At 40.3% G+C, this 21830-nt stretch carries 22 protein-coding genes and 1 riboswitch; of the genes, 11 read left to right on the forward strand and 11 right to left on the reverse strand.

From position 1 onward, the window contains the following. Positions 1-20 precede the first annotated feature (20 nt). From O3603_RS02455 to O3603_RS02465, 3 genes are all read right to left on the reverse strand, one after another. Positions 21-1997: a TonB-dependent receptor plug domain-containing protein gene (locus O3603_RS02455; RefSeq protein ID WP_371520216.1), complete on the reverse strand. Its 1977-nt coding sequence runs from the start codon at positions 1995-1997 to the stop codon at positions 21-23. A gap of 30 nt (positions 1998-2027) precedes the next feature. After that, positions 2028-2219, reverse strand: a riboswitch (cobalamin riboswitch). A 45-nt stretch (positions 2220-2264) separates the two neighbouring features. After that, positions 2265-2621: a HepT-like ribonuclease domain-containing protein gene (locus O3603_RS02460; RefSeq protein ID WP_288954004.1), complete on the reverse strand. Its 357-nt coding sequence runs from the start codon at positions 2619-2621 to the stop codon at positions 2265-2267. Further along, positions 2599-2913, reverse strand: a complete 315-nt coding sequence (locus tag O3603_RS02465) for a nucleotidyltransferase family protein (RefSeq protein WP_024985737.1) — start codon at positions 2911-2913, stop codon at positions 2599-2601. Before O3603_RS02465 ends, O3603_RS02460 begins: the two co-directional genes overlap by 23 nt. Positions 2914-3224: 311 nt before the next feature. Here O3603_RS02465 and O3603_RS02470 point away from each other — a divergent pair, with 311 nt between their 5' ends. Beyond that, a complete protein-coding gene (locus O3603_RS02470) occupies positions 3225-3398 on the forward strand; it encodes a hypothetical protein (RefSeq protein ID WP_371520220.1) in 174 nt (57 codons plus the stop codon). Between the two features lie 44 nt (positions 3399-3442). On the opposite strand, the gene O3603_RS02475 is transcribed toward O3603_RS02470, so the two are convergent. The 3 genes from O3603_RS02475 to O3603_RS02485 form a co-directional block, all read right to left on the reverse strand. Next, entirely contained in the window at positions 3443-4015 is a 573-nt protein-coding gene (locus tag O3603_RS02475; RefSeq protein WP_371520223.1) for a GNAT family N-acetyltransferase, read from the reverse strand. Positions 4016-4176: 161 nt separating this feature from the next. Next, positions 4177-4437 (reverse strand): SemiSWEET family transporter, encoded by a 261-nt coding sequence (locus O3603_RS02480; RefSeq protein WP_371520226.1) that lies wholly within the window; start codon positions 4435-4437, stop codon positions 4177-4179. 53 nt (positions 4438-4490) lie between these two features. Then, a complete protein-coding gene (locus tag O3603_RS02485; RefSeq protein ID WP_371520229.1) occupies positions 4491-4802 on the reverse strand; it encodes a hypothetical protein in 312 nt (103 codons plus the stop codon). Positions 4803-5038: 236 nt separating this feature from the next. Between O3603_RS02485 and O3603_RS02490 the strand changes: the two genes are divergently transcribed. Further along, a complete protein-coding gene (locus tag O3603_RS02490; RefSeq protein ID WP_371520317.1) occupies positions 5039-5443 on the forward strand; it encodes a hypothetical protein in 405 nt (134 codons plus the stop codon). Between the two features lie 7 nt (positions 5444-5450). Here O3603_RS02490 and O3603_RS02495 read toward each other — a convergent pair whose 3' ends face one another. From O3603_RS02495 to O3603_RS02505, 3 genes are read right to left on the reverse strand one after another with little or no spacing between them, the layout of a single operon-like run. After that, the gene (locus tag O3603_RS02495) at positions 5451-5690 is read right to left on the reverse strand and encodes a DUF2442 domain-containing protein (RefSeq protein ID WP_004382653.1); all 240 of its coding nucleotides are present in this window, start codon (positions 5688-5690) and stop codon (positions 5451-5453) included. After that, positions 5683-5901, reverse strand: coding sequence for a DUF4160 domain-containing protein (locus O3603_RS02500; RefSeq protein WP_371520232.1), 219 nt, complete (start codon positions 5899-5901; stop codon positions 5683-5685). Before O3603_RS02500 ends, O3603_RS02495 begins: the two co-directional genes overlap by 8 nt. Next, positions 5876-8566 carry a 3'-5' exonuclease gene (locus O3603_RS02505; RefSeq protein ID WP_371520235.1) on the reverse strand — a complete coding sequence of 897 codons (2691 nt, stop codon included), beginning with the start codon at positions 8564-8566 and terminating at the stop codon, positions 5876-5878. The genes O3603_RS02500 and O3603_RS02505 overlap by 26 nt, the downstream gene beginning before the upstream one ends. A 150-nt stretch (positions 8567-8716) precedes the next feature. Between O3603_RS02505 and O3603_RS02510 the strand changes: the two genes are divergently transcribed. From O3603_RS02510 to O3603_RS02535, 6 genes are all read left to right on the forward strand, one after another. After that, positions 8717-9277, forward strand: a complete 561-nt coding sequence (locus tag O3603_RS02510) for a DNA-3-methyladenine glycosylase I (protein WP_371520320.1) — start codon at positions 8717-8719, stop codon at positions 9275-9277. A gap of 11 nt (positions 9278-9288) precedes the next feature. Next, complete coding sequence (locus O3603_RS02515; protein WP_371520238.1) at positions 9289-9780, forward strand: exonuclease domain-containing protein; 492 nt, start codon at positions 9289-9291, stop codon at positions 9778-9780. 36 nt (positions 9781-9816) lie between these two features. Further along, entirely contained in the window at positions 9817-11733 is a 1917-nt protein-coding gene (locus tag O3603_RS02520; RefSeq protein ID WP_371520241.1) for a DUF262 domain-containing protein, read from the forward strand. A gap of 4 nt (positions 11734-11737) precedes the next feature. Then, positions 11738-14185: a DUF262 domain-containing protein gene (locus tag O3603_RS02525; protein WP_371520244.1), complete on the forward strand. Its 2448-nt coding sequence runs from the start codon at positions 11738-11740 to the stop codon at positions 14183-14185. A gap of 155 nt (positions 14186-14340) precedes the next feature. Further along, complete coding sequence (gene ftsZ / locus O3603_RS02530) at positions 14341-15648, forward strand: cell division protein FtsZ (protein WP_371520247.1); 1308 nt, start codon at positions 14341-14343, stop codon at positions 15646-15648. Positions 15649-15652: 4 nt separating this feature from the next. After that, positions 15653-16240 (forward strand): hypothetical protein, encoded by a 588-nt coding sequence (locus O3603_RS02535; protein ID WP_371520250.1) that lies wholly within the window; start codon positions 15653-15655, stop codon positions 16238-16240. A 589-nt stretch (positions 16241-16829) separates the two neighbouring features. On the opposite strand, the gene pheS is transcribed toward O3603_RS02535, so the two are convergent. Next, complete coding sequence (gene pheS, locus O3603_RS02540; protein ID WP_371520253.1) at positions 16830-17867, reverse strand: phenylalanine--tRNA ligase subunit alpha; 1038 nt, start codon at positions 17865-17867, stop codon at positions 16830-16832. A gap of 139 nt (positions 17868-18006) precedes the next feature. Here pheS and O3603_RS02545 point away from each other — a divergent pair, with 139 nt between their 5' ends. The 3 genes from O3603_RS02545 to O3603_RS02555 all read left to right on the forward strand — a co-directional run bounded on the left by O3603_RS02545 (position 18007) and on the right by O3603_RS02555 (position 20771). After that, a complete protein-coding gene (locus tag O3603_RS02545; RefSeq protein WP_371520256.1) occupies positions 18007-18861 on the forward strand; it encodes a DUF4348 domain-containing protein in 855 nt (284 codons plus the stop codon). 126 nt (positions 18862-18987) lie between these two features. Next, complete coding sequence (gene murB / locus O3603_RS02550; protein ID WP_371520259.1) at positions 18988-19992, forward strand: UDP-N-acetylmuramate dehydrogenase; 1005 nt, start codon at positions 18988-18990, stop codon at positions 19990-19992. Beyond that, positions 19989-20771, forward strand: coding sequence for an MBL fold metallo-hydrolase (locus tag O3603_RS02555; protein ID WP_371520262.1), 783 nt, complete (start codon positions 19989-19991; stop codon positions 20769-20771). Before murB ends, O3603_RS02555 begins: the two co-directional genes overlap by 4 nt. A 764-nt stretch (positions 20772-21535) precedes the next feature. Here the strand turns inward: O3603_RS02555 and O3603_RS02560 are convergent. Beyond that, positions 21536-21730, reverse strand: coding sequence for an entericidin (locus O3603_RS02560; protein WP_371520265.1), 195 nt, complete (start codon positions 21728-21730; stop codon positions 21536-21538). Between the last annotated feature and the right edge of the window lie 100 nt (positions 21731-21830).

Raw genomic sequence — 21830 nt, forward strand, 5'->3', positions numbered from 1 at the left:
TTTACTTAATCGTTCTTTACTCAAAGTTCCCAGCTTACAGACAGTCGCCAGTTGGTACCTGGCATTGGATAGAAGCGAACAACCTCATAATTCTTGTTGCCAAGATTGCGGACATCTAACTGTACTCGTAATTGCTGCTTATTGATGTTGAACTCCCGAGAGAGTGTGATGCTATGGTCGGTAAAGGCTGACATACGGTTATGTGGAATGTTATATCCTAAAGTATATCGTTCTCCCATAAGGAGGACATTGTATCCAAGATCTAGCCAAGGAGAGTGTATCAATATGTTTGCAGAGCCTGAATGGTGAGGTGTATAAGCTATTTGGTCTCCATAGGATAGCTCCGAAGGATCAGTCCTATCGGTTGCACTTAGGTAACTATAGCTGCCAGTCGCACTTACGGACCAATCATTACCCCATCTCTTCTCAATGTTTGCTGATACATCCAGCCCTAATTGGCGCACCTTCCCAGCGTTCATCATCTGCCAATAGAACATCTTTGGTACCGCAATAATCTTATCGGTGACATTGCCGAAATACCCATCAGCGGTCAAAGAAAGCTGGAGTGTACGATTAAAGGTGTGCGAGTAAGTGGCACCAAGGTTCCACAAACGTGACTTCTCTGGGTTCAGATGGCGGTTACCGATACCTGTATAATAAAGTTCATTAAGTGTTGGAGTACGGAAGATGTCCTTATATCCAAAGCGGAAGCGGAGGTCTTGCAGACAACGCCACTGCATACTGAAGGCAGGCGATAGTCTGTGGAATCCGTTGGAAGCGTTCCCTTGCTTTACACTTTCATAGATGTTCGTTGCAAGAAGAGAGGCATTGACACTGAAAGGACCTATCTGATAGTTGGCTGCTAAGGCTGTCCACAGTGAGTTGCGGGTAGGGTTGGCAGCTTTCGGAAGCGTCATGGATAGATGGTTATGCGCATAATCCTGTGCGAAGGAAAGGTTTAATCCCTGCAAAGGATTTGTCCACAGCGTCGCTGTAAGGTAAGTCTCGTTCTGTCGGTAGGTATCTTCTTTATATCCACTAGCAGGTATATCAGAGTAGCGCGACCAAGCGTAATTCCATTTAGCAGCCGCTTTCATCTTGATGCGATTGCTAAATCGGTTCTCATAGAGCATTTGCGTAAAGACATTCTTATCTTTCAGCCGTTCTGCCGAATACGTGTTGTCATAGATGACAGCCCCTGGCAATCCTCTGTTTGATGTGAAACCGTAAGCCTTCCACTGCAATGTCTGCTTATCCGTGAGTTGATAGTTCATATTCAGTTCACCTCGCCACGTCTGTATGTCACTATTGTTTCTACGCTCATGGATGGTCTTGATACCATTCTTTAGCGTGAACCAATAAACTCCGTCAGCTCTTTCGTAGCTTGTGTATGCGCCAATCCCAAGACGTGAGAACTGCTGATGATAGAGTAGGGAGGGCGAAAAGAGCCCATAGCTACCCGTGCGCAGTGTTGTTGTGAGGTGTGGCTTGCGATCGGATACGCCTTGTAACGTACTGATATTGATGAGTCCTGCTGAGGTATAAGCCTTTGCACTCTGATAGATATTGTCCTCTTGTCCAATCTGCAAGCTGACGAGTGAGACGTTATCTAGTGTGAAGCGGGAGAGATCTACCTGTCCACTCTGGCAGTCGCCCACCTGTACTCCGTCATACGTAACGCCCGTGTGCCCAGCCCCTAAGCCTCGGATGTTGACCGTCTTCATACCGCCTACACCACCATAGTCTTTCACTTGCACACCAGCAAAGCGTTTCAGGGCATCGCCCATATCGTGTATGCCGAGACGCTCCATATCCGTGTGTGACAGTGTCTGTATCGGTGTACTTGCCAATACATTCCCAGGAATACGGAAGCCTTTGACCACCACCTCCTCTATCGTCTGTGTGGAGTCATTGGTTACGGTTTGTGCTGTCATACTCAAAGGGCATAACAACAGTAAGAAAGAAGCCAGTTGCCTCATCTTCTTATAATGTATCATAATGGTTCTATGCAGTGCCCTTCCTCGAGAGATGCAATGACTTGCAATGGCAGGTATTCTGACTTGTTATCAAAAGAAGGTAAACGCCTTCCCAATCATTCGTTATCAGTGGCTTATGTTTACCTGTGACAGACAACTTACAGCTGCGGGACAGTAGCGGAATCTCACCGCTTTCCCTTTTTAATCATGTAATGTTAATGAACCTATTGCGCGTGCAAAGATACTATAAAGGGTAGAGATAGGCAAATAAATAAGGTGTTTTCATGGTTATAGTCTTTCTTCTTCTTCTTTGATAAGTCGTTCTATTTCTGGCTTTAGAGTAGGAATGTCAGTTTCTATCGTGTCCCATACCTGTTGTGGTTTTATGGTGTAATAACCATGTACAAGGACATGACGCATATTCTCAATAACATCCCATTCTATCTCTGGATGTTGTGCTCTAAACTCTTTTGTAAGCATATACACAGCTTCCCCAATGATTTCAACATGCTTAACGAAACCAAAGAATACGATGGGGTCATCCTTAATATCTTCGAAGTGATATCTATCTTTATAGGTTAGAAGCGTGTTGATAGCATTTAAGATATGCTCAAGTCGTCCCTTATCTTTTATCTTTTCTCTCATAAATAAGAATCTTATCTTGATTAGCCGATTTGCTGGCAAAAGGTTGTAGACATCCTTCTTCCACTAAATCTATATCCTTTCCCGTCAGTTCTTTTAGTTGGAGCATAATTCGTGAGATAGTGAATAGTGTGATACGAGCGTGCTGATCGTATCTAACCATCAAATCTAAGTCGCTTTGTGCATGTTCCTCTCCACGCGAAGATGAGCCGAATAACCATGCACGCTCTATGGGCTGACTGGTTAGAAAGCCTTGTATCTTATGGATAAGCGGTTGTATATTGGAGCTAATCATCACCTTCTTATATTATAGTATCTATATTCCTTCTGCTGCAAAGATAGTCTTATTCCTTTAAAATAACAAGCCTTTACGCTGTTTTTAACGTGACTTGATAGATTAGATATCCCTTATAATATGAGTCAATGATAGTTGTTCTGATCTTTATGTATGTTTGGTTAGAAAGAGTGAAACGGGTTCGCCCAATCTTTCTCACCTGTTTGCGAATCGTGTTCCACCTGTTCCAGCATTCTTTATCACCTGTTCCCCATTCTTTTCTAACGTGTTGCGCATCCTTTATACACGCATATAAAGTTAGTCTCATCGTGATGAGACACAAGTTTCATCATGAAGAGACACTGGTTTCATCACGAAGAGACACTGGTTTCATCATGATGAGACTAAGAAAAGATACGGAAGTCAAAGACGCAAGACGCATGGAAAAGAAATGGGGAACGGGTGAGAAAGAATGCGGAAACCTATTAGATAAAGAGCGCAAATAGGGTTCTGAACACATCGTTTCAAGGTTTGAAACAAAGAGGAACGCTTATGAGTTATGTTTCTGTAGATGTCGCATTGGGTGTCCGCCCCATGTGTTTTCACCTACAAACGTGAAGCCTATGCGCTTGTAGAGTCGCTCGGCTTGCGGGTTGCCAGTGTCTACTAATAGTCCTGTCGGTAGGTTCATGCGTTCGCCCTTCTCGATAGTAGCACGGAGAAGTTTTGTGGCAATGCCTCGACCCCTGTGGTTATTGCTGACGCAGAGAGAGTCGATATAAAGTTCACCAGCTGCTGTTTCGTCTTCCATGTTGGAATAGTCTCTACCGAAAGTCTGCTTAGCCCCGTCTATAAATGCTTGGCGTAATTCGTGGAGCTTAGCTCCATCATAGCTTACACATACGCCCGCTATATCGTTGTTCTCCGTCATAGCTACCAGTGTGTTACGATAGGAATATTGCGAATCCTCACGTTCAACTAACTTAGTCATCAACTGATGGAACTCATCTAACGTATGTTCTGGTCCAGCAAACCACAGGCAGCACTCGTGGTTCATAGCCTCCATAATCATTCGTGCTATCACTGCCGCCTGTTCTTTTCGTGCTTCTGTAATCTTAATCATGGTACAAAGGTACGGAGAGAATATGGTATTTCATGGTTCTACTTGTATTATTCTTCGGCATTTATCATCGTTTCTCATAGTCATTCCTAACGTGTATAAACGCAATTACCCTCTCTAATCATGTGATTGGAGAGGGTAATATGTTTATCTTTTGCCTTGTTTTATAGTGCTGTGAATGCAGCTGTGAAGCCGAAGATAATACCAGGTGTGTTGGCAATAGCCAATGGCCAGTCGCGTTTCTCCTTGAATAGTCCGTATGCAACCCACAAGGTACAGTTGATACCTGCCATAAATGGCTGAATGAAGGTTCCCTTGTGTCCTGCGAGGTTATTCTGTATTTGTGGGAAATAGAAGATATACATTAATACTGATGTTATCATACCAACCCATCCCATTGAGGTGAAGAACTTTTCTTTTGTCATAATCGTAAGTCTATAAATGTAATATACCTATTGTTTGTTATCTCTGTGCGTTATTAATTGTTATATCTGTCGTAAGCGGATTCGTCTTTACCAATGCAGAGGAGGATTAGCATCATCAACAATGGTGTACCTAGTATGCTGAAGAAAATCCATAGTGCTACGCTTCTGTTTCTCTTGCGTGCCATGATTGCAACGAAGAAGTACCAGATAAAATAAAGTACTGCAAATATGATGAAAGTAATGAGGGAGATAGTTCCTCCTAAAAGGCTTGACACTGCGTCTTGTGCGCCTGCGTTGTTGGTAGCAAAGACTGATAGTACCGTTAGCATTGCCAAGCCCATTGTGATTAATCTCTTTGACTTCATTATCCTAATAATATAATTGTTATTGGCGGCAAAGGTAATGCTTTTTAATTAAAACATATCTAAAGGCGCGATAGAAAAGACATTTTTTAATAGTGATAGATAGTACAATAACTTATTATAAGGTTGCAAGTTTACAATGATTTTAGTATGTTTGCAACCGATAATGTACTTTGCTTATGCGTACCACCTTTTATATACATAACATCAGGAAACTTATAGCGATCCTCGCTGTGACGATGATCATTCATATTGTATTGCTGTTCTTGCGAGCCTGTAACGAAGGAAGTAACTTTCATTTGGATGTTGATAAGCAAGCTTTCATAGTAGATAATGGTGGTGTATGTGGGTTAGGGCTGTATGTAGAAGGTGATAGCGTAGAGGATAACTTCATTGTTATTGATAAACAATCTTATGTGAGCTGGGCTCGTGGTGAAGCTTCTATACTTTATATAAACCATCTTCCATCTAGTTGTAGGATAGTCCGAGATGATGATACTCTCAGAATGCAACGGCTTCCTTTGCGCCCCAATACTACTTATTATATCAGCCGTAGTGGTGGCTGTCAGCGATTATGCCCAATATGTATAAGGGTTGATAAGAATGGAAAAGTATATGAGTCTGCGGTTCCAGCCTTTCAATAGCGAGAAGTTATGCGCCTACATAATCCATTTCATTACGCTTAATAATGAGAGGATAGCGTTCTGGGTGCTTTAAGCTATCTATCTCAAGATCTACGTTCAAGTCCGGCCACTCAATCGCATTTCGACCAGACATCTTTACATTTAATACGTTATTGATACTGGCATCACGCATCCATGGGATACGATTATAAGATAAGAAATAATCGTTGCCACAAACAGACAGCATAATACCTTGTGCGTTAATCATTAATACGCTTACCGATGTGTCGATGGTATGATTCCTTGAAGTCGTCTCCATATTGCTCAACTATTTTTCGTATATTATTCAGTTCATGTTGCGAAAAGCCATAATTGTTGGCTAATTCAATTTTGGGTTCAAGCCAATACTTTGCTTCATTGTCTCCATTAATAACGTGTATGTGCATTCGTTCTTTAATTAAACCTATTCTGTATTGCATCCATAAAGGGTGTCAATTCACGGTTATGCACGCGACCATAGCGGTCAATCATTTGTAGAGAATAGGCAATGTAGAGACGGCGCTTGGCACGTGACATAGCTACATAGAATTTGCGAGCATCTTCTTCGTCTTGCTTTTTACTCTTGTTGAAGGCGTTGGGATAACGTCCGTCGGCTGCATCAAAGACAATAACGTTGTCAAACTCCAGTCCTTTTGCCTTATGCACTGTCGTTACATAAACGCGCTCACGGATACTCTTACTATTACAGAAGTCGGCTTCTTTTAGTGTGTTGATATCCATAATATATTGGGAGAGTTGCTGAACAAGCGCATTTTCTATTGTGTTGTCCGTCAGCATATCTATGCGCAGATAACGCAAAACGTAATCTAACCGAGGAATCTCATTGATTAATCCATCAGCACGCAAGGCGTTGTAAGCAGACGATAGTTCCTGAACGAGGGCAGGTTCTTCGTTCGTAGCTAATACATAAAGATGTTGAACACCATTCAAATAAAGTTCTCCATAATTGTTGCGAAGGGTATTTATGAATGGTTTTACCTTTGGATGTTGGAGAAAAGACTGTTGCTGTGGTTGCTTCTCACGTGCCTTTTCGGCACAAAGACGGACGAGGCTCACCGTTGCTCCCACGTCATCAATAGCCTGATGACTATTCTTTCCTGTCAGTTGGAACGTCTCTAATAGCGATTCTAACTTATAAGAATGAAGGCTCGGTGAGAGAAGTCGTATCAGTTTTAGCGAGTCGAAGCATGGGTTCTTGTGGGCTTTCAGTGTATCGTTGCAATATCTTTGCAGACAATTATCAATGATATTGTAATCGTAATTGGCGTTATGTCCGAGGATAGGACGTGTTCCAATGTAGGCTAGAAAGCGTTGCAAGGCCTCTTGAGGAGTGATAAGTTCCTCTGCAGCGAGCTTCTCATGATAGATAGCATACATAGGATTGTCTTTGTCTCCCAGCTTTGGTAAGATAGGCTTGTCAGTCTTTATATAAAGGTCGAGCGGCTCTCCAACTATTTCCCCACCTTTAATCTTCATAGCTGCAATCTCTATAATATCATCAGCAAATACGTTTAAGCCTGTTGTTTCAGTATCGAATACAACCATTTCTTCTTCATCGTAGGCTTTAAGAAACTCTGCTGTGTAGCAAGTATCAGGATAAAGAAGGAAGTCGGAAGGCGTAAGTGCGAGTTGCTTCAGTTTCCAATTGAAGCGTCGTGCCAAAGCATGTGAAGGAAAAGCACGCACACCTTTCATTATACGTGTCCATGCAATAGAGTTATGTTCGTTGGCAAGAACACTGAGATGAGACAGTAAGAGCTTAACATCGGGTGTATCAAAGAGGTCGCGCCCAGAAACCTTAAAGTGTGTCAGTCCTACTTTGTTCATCGTCTCGCTAATATGATCTGCATCAGAATTAGAACTGACTATCACTGCCGTTCGTTCTTCTTTGTTTTGGGCATAAAGATTACGAGCGACATCTGTAACCTCTTGTCGTTCCGAGTCAATCGTACTACTATGTATGATTCGTAAATCATCGGGCTTAGCTTTCACATCATTGTCAGAGGCAGGAAGTAACTCACGGTCTATCTTCAGTTGTTTTTCTGCGTAATCGTTAAAGACATCAAGCAGGTACTTTGGTGAACGATGGTTTCGTTGTAGGTGATGAATATTACCCTTACACCGCATCTTGAGCAGTGTAAGAGTCTCCACTTTGGCACCCATGAAAGAGAATATTGCTTGTTGTTCGTCTCCCAGATACATCACCATAGGATTATCTTTGACAGTGAGCAGGTCAATAATTGCGAGCTGCATACCATTGAGGTCTTGCACTTCATCTACCTGAATCCACTTATAACGCTTACATGTATCATCGGTACTGTAAATGTCGTAAGTCGTGAGTAACAAGTCTTCGAAGTCGAGCAGATGGTTCTCTTCTTTGTATTGAGCATAACAAGCAGCATAATACATCTTCCAAAGCAACACACGAATCCTATCGGCAGTCTTTGCATCAAGTCCTGGCACGTTGGCCTCGTCCATGTATTGCTGTACATGATGATAGATGTCAATCACAGCTTGTTCGTTATATTCTCTCTTCTGCGACTTGCATATCTGCTTGATAGCCTCTCGGTCATCATCCGTGAAACTCTCTGGGTGGAGGTAATACTTCCACGGATGCTGGTGTTCCATCTGATAGATGAAGTGCTGGAAGAAGATAATCGTCTGATAGCCTTTATATCTATTGAAGTCTCTTGTTACTCCTTCCTCATCTTCGTTACGATAGTCTGCAATGATACTCACGGCTTCCTCATCGTCAATAATAGCTGAGTCTGCAGGAATCTTATCTTGCTCGAAAAGGAACTTAGAGCAGAACCGATGTACATTACCCACCATCAGCTCTGTGCTATCGCCTCCAACAACCTTCTGAATACGATTCGTCATCTCTCTTGCAGCACGATTTGTGAACGTAAGACAGAGCATATCCTCGTATCTCACACCCTTTTCTCTCGCATATCTTATTCTCTCTGCCAGTATATGTGTCTTACCACATCCTGGTGAAGCCAGTACAAGATGGTACCCGTGGCTTGCCTCTACTACGGGTATTTGATACTTATCTAATAACGTAAACGAATTGTTGGGTTCCATAGGTTCTTATCTTTATGGGCGTTAGAAGCCTTTGCAAAAGTAAGAAAAAGATTGGAAATAGCGTGCAAGCAACTTATGGAATAAGAATAAAATGGTATCTTTGCAAGCGAACTTAAGGATTAGATGTTTTGCTTAAGTGCTTAATGAATGATGGAAAAGAACAGATGTGTATGGGCAGACACAGACCCATTGCTGCAGAAGTATCACGATGAAGAGTGGGGCAGACCCGTTCATGATGATCGTAAACACTATATGTATTTGCTGATGGAGGCGATGTCATGTGGCTTGTCATGGCTATTAATGTTGAAGAAGCAGGAGGTCTTTCGGAGATGCTTTGCTGACTTTGACTACAACAAGGTGGCAACCTTCAGAGATGATGAGGCTTGTCGTATAGCGGCGGAGGAAGGAATGATACATAGCGAGCGGAAAGTAAAGGCAATGATAGCGAATGCTCGTGCGTTCTGTAAGGTGCGTGAAGAGTTTGGAACATTCGATAAATATATCTGGAGCTTTACCAATAGTCAGACAATGGTCTATCCCGAACATCAGAAAGAACCGTGTGTACGCAATGAACTGAGTGATCGTGTGGCTAAAGATATGAAGCGGCGAGGTTTTAAGTATATAGGTTCGGTGATAGTCTATAGCCATCTGCAGGGAATCGGTGTCATCAACGACCATCAGCGTAACTGTTTCCTTTTAACCCTAATTTAAAATAGAAGACTATGCAGGATTTTGCAGCGATTGACTTTGAGACAGCAAACTTTGAGCGGTGCAGTGTATGCTCGGTGGGCGTGGTAGTAGTAAGAGGAGGAGAGATTGTCGATAGCTTCTATTCACTTATACAGCCCGAACCGAATTACTATCATTGGCGATGTACGCAGGTGCATGGGCTTACGTGTGCAGATACTGACGGCGCACCCGTATTCTGTGAGGTATGGAAGCAGATAGAACCTATGATTGAAGGCTTACCACTTGTAGCCCATAACGCATCTTTCGACAAATCTTGTCTGAAGGCATCCTTCTATACCTACCAAATGGATTACCCTGATTATGAGTTCCTCGATACACTGAAGGCTGCACGACGCCACTTCCCTCACCTCCCCGACCATCAGTTACATACGGTTTCTTCTGTCTGTGGTTATGAACTAACCGACCACCATCACGCCCTCGCAGATGCGGAAGCTTGTGCGTGGATAGCACGTGAGATTTTATAGAAATCATATAAACCATATTATATAACCTATAAATAAATGACAGAAAACAAAATTACAATTAAGTCCGTATCTGAACTTCTTAATATGAAGTTCTTTATTCCCGATTACCAACGTGGTTATCGATGGACGACACAACAAGTTAAAGAGCTACTTGAAGATATTAATGAATTTGCCAGTAAAAAGAGGAAAGGACCAGGAGAATTCTATTGTCTGCAGCCCTTGGTCGTTCGTTCTATGACCACTGAGGAGAAAATAAAATATAACCTTGATCCTAATGAAAGTTGGAACGAAGTTATTGATGGGCAACAACGCCTCACCACAATTTTTTTAATATTAAAATCATTAAAAGAAATTATAGAAGTAGCTGGTAAACCTACTGAAGTTTATGAGATAAAATACCAACGCGATGCAAACAAGAAGGCTGGATTTCTTAATTCTATTGAGACAATGGGTGATAAAGAAGACTATACCACAGTTGATTATTATCACATGACCACTGCTTTTCTTTATATCAAGAAATGGTTTGAAGAGAATAGAGAGTGCAAATTAAGATTCTGCGAAACATTGCTATCTTATGAAATTGATGATGAGGACAATTCAAGTAAACAAACGAAGGATGTTGCTAACAACGTACGTTTTATTTGGTATGAATCTGTAAACGAAAATCCGATAAAGGTTTTTACTCGTCTAAACATTGGTAAAATTAGCCTGACTAATGCAGAACTTATCAAGGCGCTGATGCTGAACCGAGAAAATTTTAAGAAAGTTGATGACTTTGCAAGAAGACTCCGCCAACAAGAGATTGCCTCCGAATGGGACAATATAGAATACACTTTACAGAAAGATGATTTCTGGCTTTTCCTTCATGAAAAGGATTATTCACATCCTACTCGTATAGACTTCATCTTCGATATTCTTTGTTACCAAAACTATCTTCATCTACCCCAAGAGAGTTTAGAGAGAATTGGTAGTGATGAATATAGAACTTTTCGTTACTTTACAGAATATTTTAAGCAGAAAGAATCTAACGTAGATTACTGCTGGTCATCCGTTAAATCTTATTTCCATACATTTATGGAATGGTATGATGATTTACAACTCTATCATTATGTAGGGTTCCTCATAGAGACAAGTAATTACAATAATGCAGGAGAACTCCTTTATAAATGGAGTAAGGAAAGAAACAAGAACACTTTTGTTAGCTACTTGAAGAGTGAAATAAAGAAAATCATTGACAACTGTTTAGAAACTAAGGATCCTAATGGTAATGCTAAAAGGAAATATAAACCAGTCCTACTTTTCCATAACATTCAGACAATAATCAACCAAAACGAAAATAAAATAAACAATGATAAGTACAAATTAGGAACTTTCTATAAATTCCCATTTCATCTTTACAAATTGGAAAACTGGGATGTGGAGCATATAAATTCGTTTACATATAACGAAGAAAATGATATAGAGACACAGAAGGAATGGTTAACAAATGTTTTCTTGGGTGTTTCTAAATCTATTCAGATGCTTATCCAGAAATACTTTGAAGTAAAGTCCGACTCCGAAAGGGAAGATATTTTTAATGAGATTAAGGCTAATGTTCCACAACCAGACAGATGGGAACAGGAAGAAAAGAATAGTCTATGGAATTACACACTACTCGACGCTTCAACCAATCGCAGTTATGGAAATGCAATATTCTCTGCTAAACGTCGTATCATTATTAGCAAAGATAGAGGAATTTTAATTCCAATACCTAAGCTTTCTAAGGACCAAAAACAATTTATTTTAGAAAAAGAAGAGAAGACAACATCCTCTTTTGTACCACCATGCACGAAGCATGTTTTTATGAAATATTATTCTCCGATGACTGGAGACAATAATTATTGGACAAAGAGTCCTGATGCAGAAGCTTATATAGAAGACATTATGAAATGCATTGAAAAATTGGAGGAATAAATTTATGATAACAAATAAAACTTCTTTTTGGAACTTTATTTCTAAAAATAACATCGAAATCCCTATTATACAACGTGACTATGCACAAGGTAGAGATGGTAAAGAGTATCTACGTCGTAATTTTCTTACAGAGCTCAAACGAGCTTTAGATAATGAATTAGATGATGGTGAATCCATTCTTAAACTTGATTTTGTCTATGGCACAATTGAAAATGACAAGCTGCAGCCACTTGATGGACAGCAACGCTTAACAACACTGTGGTTAATACACTGGTACATAGCTTTACGTGCTGGGAAACTTATCGAAGCCGTAGAACAACTAAAAAAGTTTAGCTATGAAACAAGAATATCTTCACGTGAGTTTTTTAATTGCTTGTGTGTTCCAGAGCATTTTAATGATTTCACAGCAGACAATAGTATTGTTGACTTCATCACTACTCGTACATGGTTTTATTCTGCTTGGAAGCAAGACCCAACCATCCAGTCTATGTTAAGGATGTTAAGTGGAACTATTATTAATGACAAGTTTGGCGAGGATATTGTTGATGGTATCGAAGAGCTATTTGGCAATGTTGAAACAACAACTTTCGTATCCTATTGGGAAAAATTAATCTCTGATGATTCCCCAATTGCATTCTATCACCTATCTATGAAAGAATTTAAACTTTCAGATGATTTGTATATAAAAATGAATGCGCGTGGGAAACAACTGACAAACTTTGAGAACTTCAAAGCAGACCTGATTGGTTATATTCGCAGACAAGCTGCAGATGGAAATAAAGAGTGGATGAAACTCTTAGATGCGAAAAAAGGCATTCCTATCCTATTAGATACAGAATGGATGGATATCTTTTGGAAACACAGATCAAATAACAATCGTGTAGACGAAATCTATTATGCCTTTATGAACCGATTCTTTTGGAACGAACTCTTCACTGCTAATGATAATGAAGGAAAGTTACTTCCTGTTGGGAAAGGTGTACTTACTAACGGCAACGAAACGAATACGATAGAGAATGAAAACCACTCATACCTTTATCTTAATAAAGAAGCGTATAATGCTTATGGGAGTTTTACCCCTTATCTTTATGACCATGGACGTATTCCACAGAAGTTCTTTGAAGACTTACAGGAAATATTACATAATTTTATTCAGTATCAAACAGAACTTCCTAAGATTAAATGGTTAGAAAGCTTTAAGTTTATTCCTAATTATGAAGAAGATAAACAAACTATTGCAGATATCCCTATATCCAAACTTTCTCAACTACAACGTATTGTCTTCTTTGCTGTTTGTAAATACTTTAGAGAGGGTCCTGCTGAAGAAACTTCCCTAAAACGGTGGATGCGTATTGTTCGCAACATTGTCTCAGGACAGGGTGAGGATGGAGAAGATCAAATCAGAAGTACACCTGCAGTACGTAAAGCGATAGAGTATATTGACAGATTAGATAGTCATAACGTGTATCTTTCTCTTATTGATAACCAAGAGGTAAACTCTTCTACTGACATTGCTAAACGCTGGAACGAAGAAGTTGAGAAAGCTCATCAAATTATGGATGGTGATAAAGTCCGTAAATATCTTGGTACTTGTAAAAAAGAAGATAGTAACTCTTATCAAACATGGGAGGAAATTATCAATGATGCTGAGGACTGGAGTTTCTTCAAAGGTTCTATTCGCTTCTTGTTTCACAATGCAAAGGGAGAAGTTGATTGGAATGACTTTGACAAGAAATGGGAAAATACAAAGAAACTTTTTAAGAAGGAAAGTAATGAAAAAGAATCTGCCCTCAATAAAGATAGTTCAGAACCTCTCAAAATATTATTCAGTAGGTTTACTCTTAAGAACTTTGAACAAAAATTGTGGTGGAAACATAGGGTTTTCAACAACCTTCCCCGCACATGGCTTTACTTCCTTTTAAGTAATTCATTATCTTTGCCAGTCCATTCGTTACTTATGGGAGAAGAATTATCCCCTTTAAGTCCTAACAGTAATGATAAGCTAAATATTTTATATCAACTATGCTGTACAGGTTTACTTGATTACATAATACTAAGTAATAATGCACCTTGGTACTGGATAAGATGGTATCATGAACATCTTGCAATTTACCCAAGCGGCTGTGGAATATTCTTAAACGCAAAGGATAGAGATGATTTCTTACTACATACTAAAGAGGTAACAGTTGAACAAGAAAAAGTTATAGTTGGTAATAACGAGTTCCTTTTCGGTTCTGATATTAGGTTTAAATATAAGGAAAATAAATATTGTTGGGAGCGTAATGACTATATCTTTCTTATACCTCAAGATGAAAATAGTAATCGCGCTGTAAGAAACGACACCAAGACAGAACTTGAAGACAAGTACTACTATTTCAAATATAAAAAAGGGGAAAATACCACTGCACAACTTGACAGACTTCTTGATGAATATAAAAGAATCCCCTCATAAGGCTCTTTCAATCTCTATTAAACTTTTATTGGTAATTCACCTCTACAGGGTGGATTACCAATAATGAAAATTATTGCAAGCCTTGCAATAATTTTGTTATCATTTACTTTATGTATATATTTGCATTCAGAATAAGTAAATAAAAGTTAAGTCTTATGACAGAAGAATATATCCCTATTGATTTCGATATCCCAGAGGACAAGACACAGCGTCTTATTAAGGTGATTGGCGTTGGTGGCGGCGGTTGTAACGCTGTTAAGAACATGTATAACGAAGGTATTAGCAGCGTCTCTTTTGCTATCTGTAACACTGATAGTCAGTCGCTTGCACACTCTAACGTACCTGTCAAGATTCTGTTAGGTACAGGACTGGGAGCAGGAGGAGTACCTGAAAAGGGTAAGTCGGAGGCTGAACAGAATATTGAAGATATAAAACGACTATTGAGCGACGGCACGAAGATGGTCTTTGTGACAGCTGGTATGGGTGGCGGAACAGGGACGGGTGCGGGCCCTGTCGTGGCTGGTGTGGCTAAATCGATGGGTATTCTTACTATCGGCATAGTAACTATTCCATTCTACTTCGAGAAGAAACGCAAGATTATCAAGGCTATCAAAGGGGTCGAACAGATGCGTAAGAATGTGGACGCCTTGCTGATTATCAATAATGAACGGCTTTGCGATGTGTATAGCGACTCACCTCTTCCTATCAAAGAGGCCTTTAAGCGTGCCGATAACATCCTACTGAATGCTACGAAAAGTATCTCAGAACTGATTACAGTGGAGGGTGACATCAACCTTGACTTTCGTGATGTTGAGAACACCTTACGTAGTGGTGGCAGTGCTATCATGGCTATGGGGCGTGCAAAAGGGGAACATCGTGTGGAGAATGCCATTGTGAGTGCACTCGACTCTCCCCTCCTCTATGGCAGTGACATCAGTCAGGCTAAGCGCATTCTATTCAATATCTACACCAGTAACGATAAGCCTTTACTTGTCGAAGAGATGAACGAGATTGACGCTTTCATGGACACTCTCGATGTGAATATAGATGTTATTTGGGGCACAAGTACCGATGACAGCTTGGGTGAGGACGCTAAGGTGACAATTCTCGCTACTGGTCTTGATAAGAGTAACGTACATGAAACGGACGAGCAGACCGAGGAGATGAGTGAACACTATGATGAGATTATCAACAAACTGTACAAACCTGTGAGGCGTAAACCTGCTGTTGCTGAAGAGACAACAGTTCCTCCTACAATAAAGGAGGAGTCCACCGAGCCTAAAGAGGCTGAACCCGAATTTATCGTAGAACCAACGATAGTACCTGAACCTGCGGTAAAGCTGGTCAGTCCAGAGCCTGAACCAGCAGCGCAGGAACCATCTGGTCGACTGTCATTCATAGACAGGTTGAAGGCTCGTATGCGTCAGCTGACATCTGAAATGCTTGAAGGAGGGGAGGAGTAGGCTTATGTCTGACCCAATCATGCAAACCCCCGAACAGTTAGCCGACATTGTGCAGCATGCAAGTCAACGGCTGATTGGCTTGGGTCGTTACGACCTTCTCTTAAAAAGCTTAGGTGGCTCAGCGGTCATCGAGGAGCTGCGCATAGAATTAGCAAAGAGTCGGCTATCTCCTCTTGTCATCACTTCCGACTATCGTTTCCTGTTACCTGAGATGGAGAAAGAGGTCGAGTTGCCCCCAGTACATAAGGCTGTGTATCTCTTCTTCCTACATCATCCAGAGGGAATAGAGCTGAAACGGCTATCAGAACACCGACAAGAGCTATTAGAACTCTATTGTAAAACAACTCGACTCTCTGACAAAGAGAAGATTGAAGAGAGTATCGAGCATCTCATCAATCCACTTGATAATGCCATCAACGAGAAGTGTTCACGCATCAAAAAGGCTTTCTGCGATGTAATGGATGAATATCTTGCAAGCTATTATATCGTCAGTAGCCATCGCAAACGGCAGCTTTCCAATTCTACCCGTATCTGGTATCAACGCTTGAAGATTATTACCCTCCCACGAGAGTTGGTTGTTTGGAGCGAGTAAATGGTTCTACGTGGTAGGCGACAGATGTTGAGTGGCAATGAAATATTACGCGAGAAGTATTGGAGGTAAGTATTTATACTGAGCATAATGGGCTTTTCACCAAGGTTAGTCAGCCTTGTTTTTAAATAAAAAGAATGACAAGAATAAGGGTCACAGCCCTCTTTAACGAACGTGCAGAGGCCCCGCACGTGTTGTGCTAAGGCTCCGCACACATGGGCTAAGCCTTCACACGTATTTTATTAGACGTCAACCACATGAAAGAACGTTAGTAACACGAGTGATATATGCCGTTAGAAAGAGGTTTGATGACTCAAAGTTTGTGGAGAACTTCTACCTAATTAGGACTTATACAATATCTGAAACTACTCGTTAAGCAGAATATATAGAAAAGAGAATGGGTGTTGATGAATAGCATAAAGCTTCATCAACACCCATTATTTATCACTCAAACTCAACAAAAATCTTTAGTAAATATAGCGTATAGCAGAGGAATTTCGTTAGTAAAAGGACAATTCATCAACACCCATTATCCATCACCCATCACCTAAGTGACCCTCAACACCTAACACTTAACACCCATCACCCAACACTATGCACCTTCAAACTCGCGAAGGAAGCGAGTATCGTTCTCAGAGAAGAGGCGGAGGTCGCTAACACGATACTTGAGGTTGGCTATACGCTCAACACCCATACCGAAGGCATAACCTGTATAAACATTCGAATCAATACCGCAAGCCTCAAGGTCGTGTGGGTCAACCATACCACAACCGAGGATTTCAACCCATCCTGTGTGCTTACAGAAACCACAACCTTCACCGCCACAGATGTTACAGCTGATATCCATCTCTGCACTTGGCTCAGTGAATGGGAAGTAGCTTGGGCGAAGACGAATCTTCGTATCTGCACCAAACATCTCACGTGCAAAGGTAAGAAGAACCTGCTTTAGGTCGGTAAAGCTAACATTCTTATCAACATAAAGACCCTCTACCTGATGGAAGAAACAGTGTGCACGGGCTGATATGGCTTCATTACGATAGACACGACCTGGACAAAGAACACGGATTGGAGGTTCGTGTGTAGACATATAGTGTGCCTCATCATTAGAAGTGTGGCTACGGAGCAGAACATTCTTCGTAACATCCATCGTACTGCTACGCTCAATGAAGAAGGTATCTTGCATATCACGTGCAGGATGATCAGCAGCAAAGTTCAACATTGTAAACACGTGCTGGTCGTCATCTATCTCTGGTCCTTGGTAGAGCGTGAAGCCCATTCGAGCAAAGATGTCAATGATTTCATTCTTTACCAGCGTCAGTGGATGACGTGTACCAAGGCTGATAGGGTAGGCGGTACGTGTCAAATCAATATCGTCACTCTGTGCCTCACTTGTCTCAAGTTGCTCTTTGAGGTCATTAATCTTGTTCTGTGTGACCTGTTTGAGTTCATTGATTTTCATGCCAACTGCCTTCTTTTGGTCAGCTGCTACATTGCGAAACTCGCCCATCAACGCATTGATTTCACCTTTCTTACTTAGATATTTCAAGCGTAGTTGCTCTACATCATCTGCGCTTTTGGCCGTGAGTGTGCTCACTTCATTAAGAAGTTCTTGTATCTTGTCTAATAACATACTGCTTGATTATTTTCCTGCAAAGGTACGATTTATAATCGGAACGGAGAAATTACCATAATATAATTTTATACTTTTGCTACCTTATTAGAAATAAATATCGTACTTTTGCAAGAAATTTGAGACGAATAAAGAGAATATGAGAAAGGTATTTTTACTTGCTGTAGTTGTCTGCGTGGCAATGCTTACTGTAGGCACAGGTTGTTCTAATAAAAAGGTAGAATCGGCTGATAGTACAAACACTGAATCTACGGAGGTAGATAGTGACACGATCGACGAAGTTGATTCAGCGACAGAGGTGATAGCTTCAACGCCAATGCCTAAAGCGGCTGACCAACTATTTGATGATTTCTTCTTCAACTTCATTGCCAATAAGAAGTTGCAACGTAGTCGTATTAATTTCCCATTGCCAGTTCTAACTGGAAATAAGAAGGTTGAATTACAGAAAGGTCAATGGAAGACTGATCACTTCTTCCGTCCTCAAGGTTATTATACATTGGTATTTGATAACGAAGAGCAGATGAAGTATCCGAAATCAACTGATTTGGATAGTGTTATCGTTGAGAAGATTCACCTGAAGAAGGGTACTATCGAGCAATATTGGTTTGACCATCAAGAAGGTAAATGGAGATTGAATGAGATACGTAACATATCGTTCAAGGATAGCTATAATGCCTCTTTCTTTAAGTTCCTGTCTAACTTCTTCACTACACGAGGCGCAGGTGCTATAAAGAATCCATTAGCTTATTCTGGTCCAGACCCTGATGGTGAAGAGACTACAACGGTAAATCGTACGATACCAGCAGAGGAGTGGTCTACCTTCTTACCAGAGGTTCCTGGAGGAATGATATATAATATCCTTTACGGGCAGAAGTACTCCGAGACTAATCGTAAGATATTAACTTTCCGTGGTCTCTCTAATGGAGTAGAAACACAGCTCATCTTCAAACGTCATGGTCAGAAGTGGCGTTTAGAGAAGATAAATGCTTATTAATTGTAATAGAATCTATTGTTTGGGTGATGAAGGTGTGCGGAAAGGCTAATCCTCATCACCCAATATTTATAAATATCCGAGGGAACCATCATTTTTATCCCTTTCACTCATAAAGTGTCATCTGATATGAAAGATTTAAAATCGTATAGTTTACTTCCACATAATACGTTTGGTATTGATGCTAAATGTCGACGCTTCGTAGAATATAACTCTGTAGAGGAGGCACAAGATATTGTGCACTCTTTGAAAGATGATGATGAACCTCTATTAATACTTGGTGGTGGTAGTAATCTTCTATTAACGGGCGATTATGCAGGAACAGTACTTCATTCAGGTATCTCGTTTATAGAAGAATTGGGGGATGGACGTGTGCGTTGTGGCTCTGGATATGTATGGGATGACTTTGTCGACTATTGTGTTCGTCATAATCTTTATGGCGCAGAGAATCTTTCTATTATTCCAGGAGAATGCGGTGCAAGTGCTGTTCAGAATATTGGAGCGTATGGCGCAGAAGCAAAAGATTTGATAGAGGAGGTTGAGGCTGTAGAGATAGCGACGGGAAAGGTATGTCACTTCTCTAATGCTGATTGCGAATATAGCTATCGCCAGAGTAAGTTTAAGCATGAATGGCGTGATAAGTTCCTGATTACATCAGTTACTTATAAACTATCTAAGACTTATGAGCCAAGACTTGATTATGGCAATATCCGAGCTGCGTTAGCTGAGCGTGGAATAGATAACCCAACAGCTACAGAACTCAGACAAGTAATTACTGATATCCGTAATGCAAAGCTCCCTGATCCTAAGCGGATAGGTAATGCTGGTAGTTTCTTTATGAACCCGATTGTCTCAAAGGATAAGTATTTAGAATTGGCTGCACAATATGAGGGAATGCCACATTATACGATCGATGATGACCATGAGAAGATTCCTGCAGGATGGATGATTGATCAATGCGGTTGGAGAGGGAAAGCTCTAGGTCATGCTGGCGTTTATGAAAAGCAAGCATTAGTATTGGTAAATCTTGGCGGTGCTACTGGCTCTGATGTTGTACGCCTTTGTGAGACTATCCAGCATGATGTGAGAGAGAAGTTTGGTATTGAGATTCATCCCGAAGTAAATGTGAGATGAAGATGTCAGAACCTATAAGATATTTGACTTTCTTAGGTACAGGTACTTCAAATGGAGTACCTGTTCTTGGTTGTAATTGTGAGGTTTGTAGAAGTACTGATCCACGAGATAAACGCTTACGTACTTCAGCTTTGTTAGAGACAGAGAATACTCGCATTATCATTGATAGTGGTCCTGATTTCCGTCAACAAATGCTACCACAACCTTTCCGTAAGATCGATGGTTTACTGATAACACATATTCATTATGACCATGTCGGTGGTATTGATGATGTCCGCCCTTATTGCCAGTTAGGAGATATTGATGTTTATGCCAATGAGGACACGTGTGCAGGTCTACGGCATAATTTCCCTTATTGCTTTACAGAACATCTCTATCCAGGTGTGCCAAAGTTGGAGCTTCATGCTATACAGCCTCATTCTCATTTTCGGATAGGTGACTTTGATGTAGTACCGATTAATGTTATGCATGGAAAGTTACCTATCTTTGCCTATCGAATAGGTAAGTTGGCATATATCACCGATATGAAAACAATAGAAGAGTCAGAACTTTCCTATTTAGAAGGTGTTGAGACCTTAGTTGTCAATGGTTTGCGCTGGGAACGTGAGCATCATTCTCATCAGTTAATATCAGAAGCCATTGAATTTAGTAAGAAGATTGGAGCTAAGAGAACTTATCTAACTCACTTGACTCACCAAATAGGTTTATATGCTGAGGCACAACAGCGTCTTCCTGATGGCTTCTTCTTTGCTTATGATGGATTGGTTATTACGGTCTAGTTAGAATTTTAGAGACATATAAATCCTTGCGGAATAGCCTTTATATAGGTGGTTCCGCATTATTTTTGAGATGGGAGCCTTTCTAATGCTTTGTAATAAAATACTACCTAATTCTGGGCTTATAATTGCGTTATTTTCGACGAGGCGTGTACTTTGATTTAAATATGTGAGTTATGGGGTATGTTAGACGATATTCTGCAATTTCTTGATATACATGATGTTACATAAATCTCTGCCTTTCCCGATGGAAAAAATATTCGCTATTATTGAAAAATATAGTACTTTTGACTGAAAAATCATATATTTTTTATCGAAAAACTATATATCTTTTAGATGAAACATATATATCTTTTACGTAAAACATATATAAGTTTTGCGCAGAACATATATATGTTTCTTGAAAAACCTATTTTTTACTCATTTTTCGTCCATAATACTTGGCTTCTCACGCTAGAATGAATCTTTTTGAAGACAAAGATTTGTCAAGAAATATAGTGTATGCTTTAGTAGATTTGAGATGAAGAATCTGCTATCTAAGTTGTATCTGACAGCAATAGTTTCATTTCATTTGTTGGCATGATGAATATTTAAGGAAATGCAATTGGTAGGCAGTAGATTGTAAGTAGAGAAAGTATGATGGGCTATGAAAAGAGATTTCATTCAAGTACAGCTAATTTTGGTGGTCTGCTTTTCAAAATAGGCACAAAAAAACCGCAGAGCTAAGCTCTACGGTCAATTTCTCTCTTTTTCAGTTCGCTTTCTGATTACTTCTTAACAGTAGAATCAGCCTTTGCAGAATCAGCCTTTGCAGAATCAGAATGTGTGCTATCTTGGTTCAATGAATCAACAGCTGAATCCTGAGCAGTTGTATCAACGTTAGCTGCTGGCTTAGAGTTACCATTACAAGATGCGAAAGAGATAGCTGCAATAGCTACGAACATTAAAACTAATTTCTTCATTTTCTTTGCTTTTTAAATCTGTAAAACAATCATTTGTTTGTTAAAACGATGCAAAGGTAAGTATTTTTTTGATATGGCAATAATTTTTTAAAGACTTTTT

Source organism: Prevotella sp. 20925_1_30 (assembly GCF_041433025.1).
Classification (GTDB): Bacteria; Bacteroidota; Bacteroidia; order Bacteroidales; family Bacteroidaceae; genus Prevotella; species Prevotella vespertina.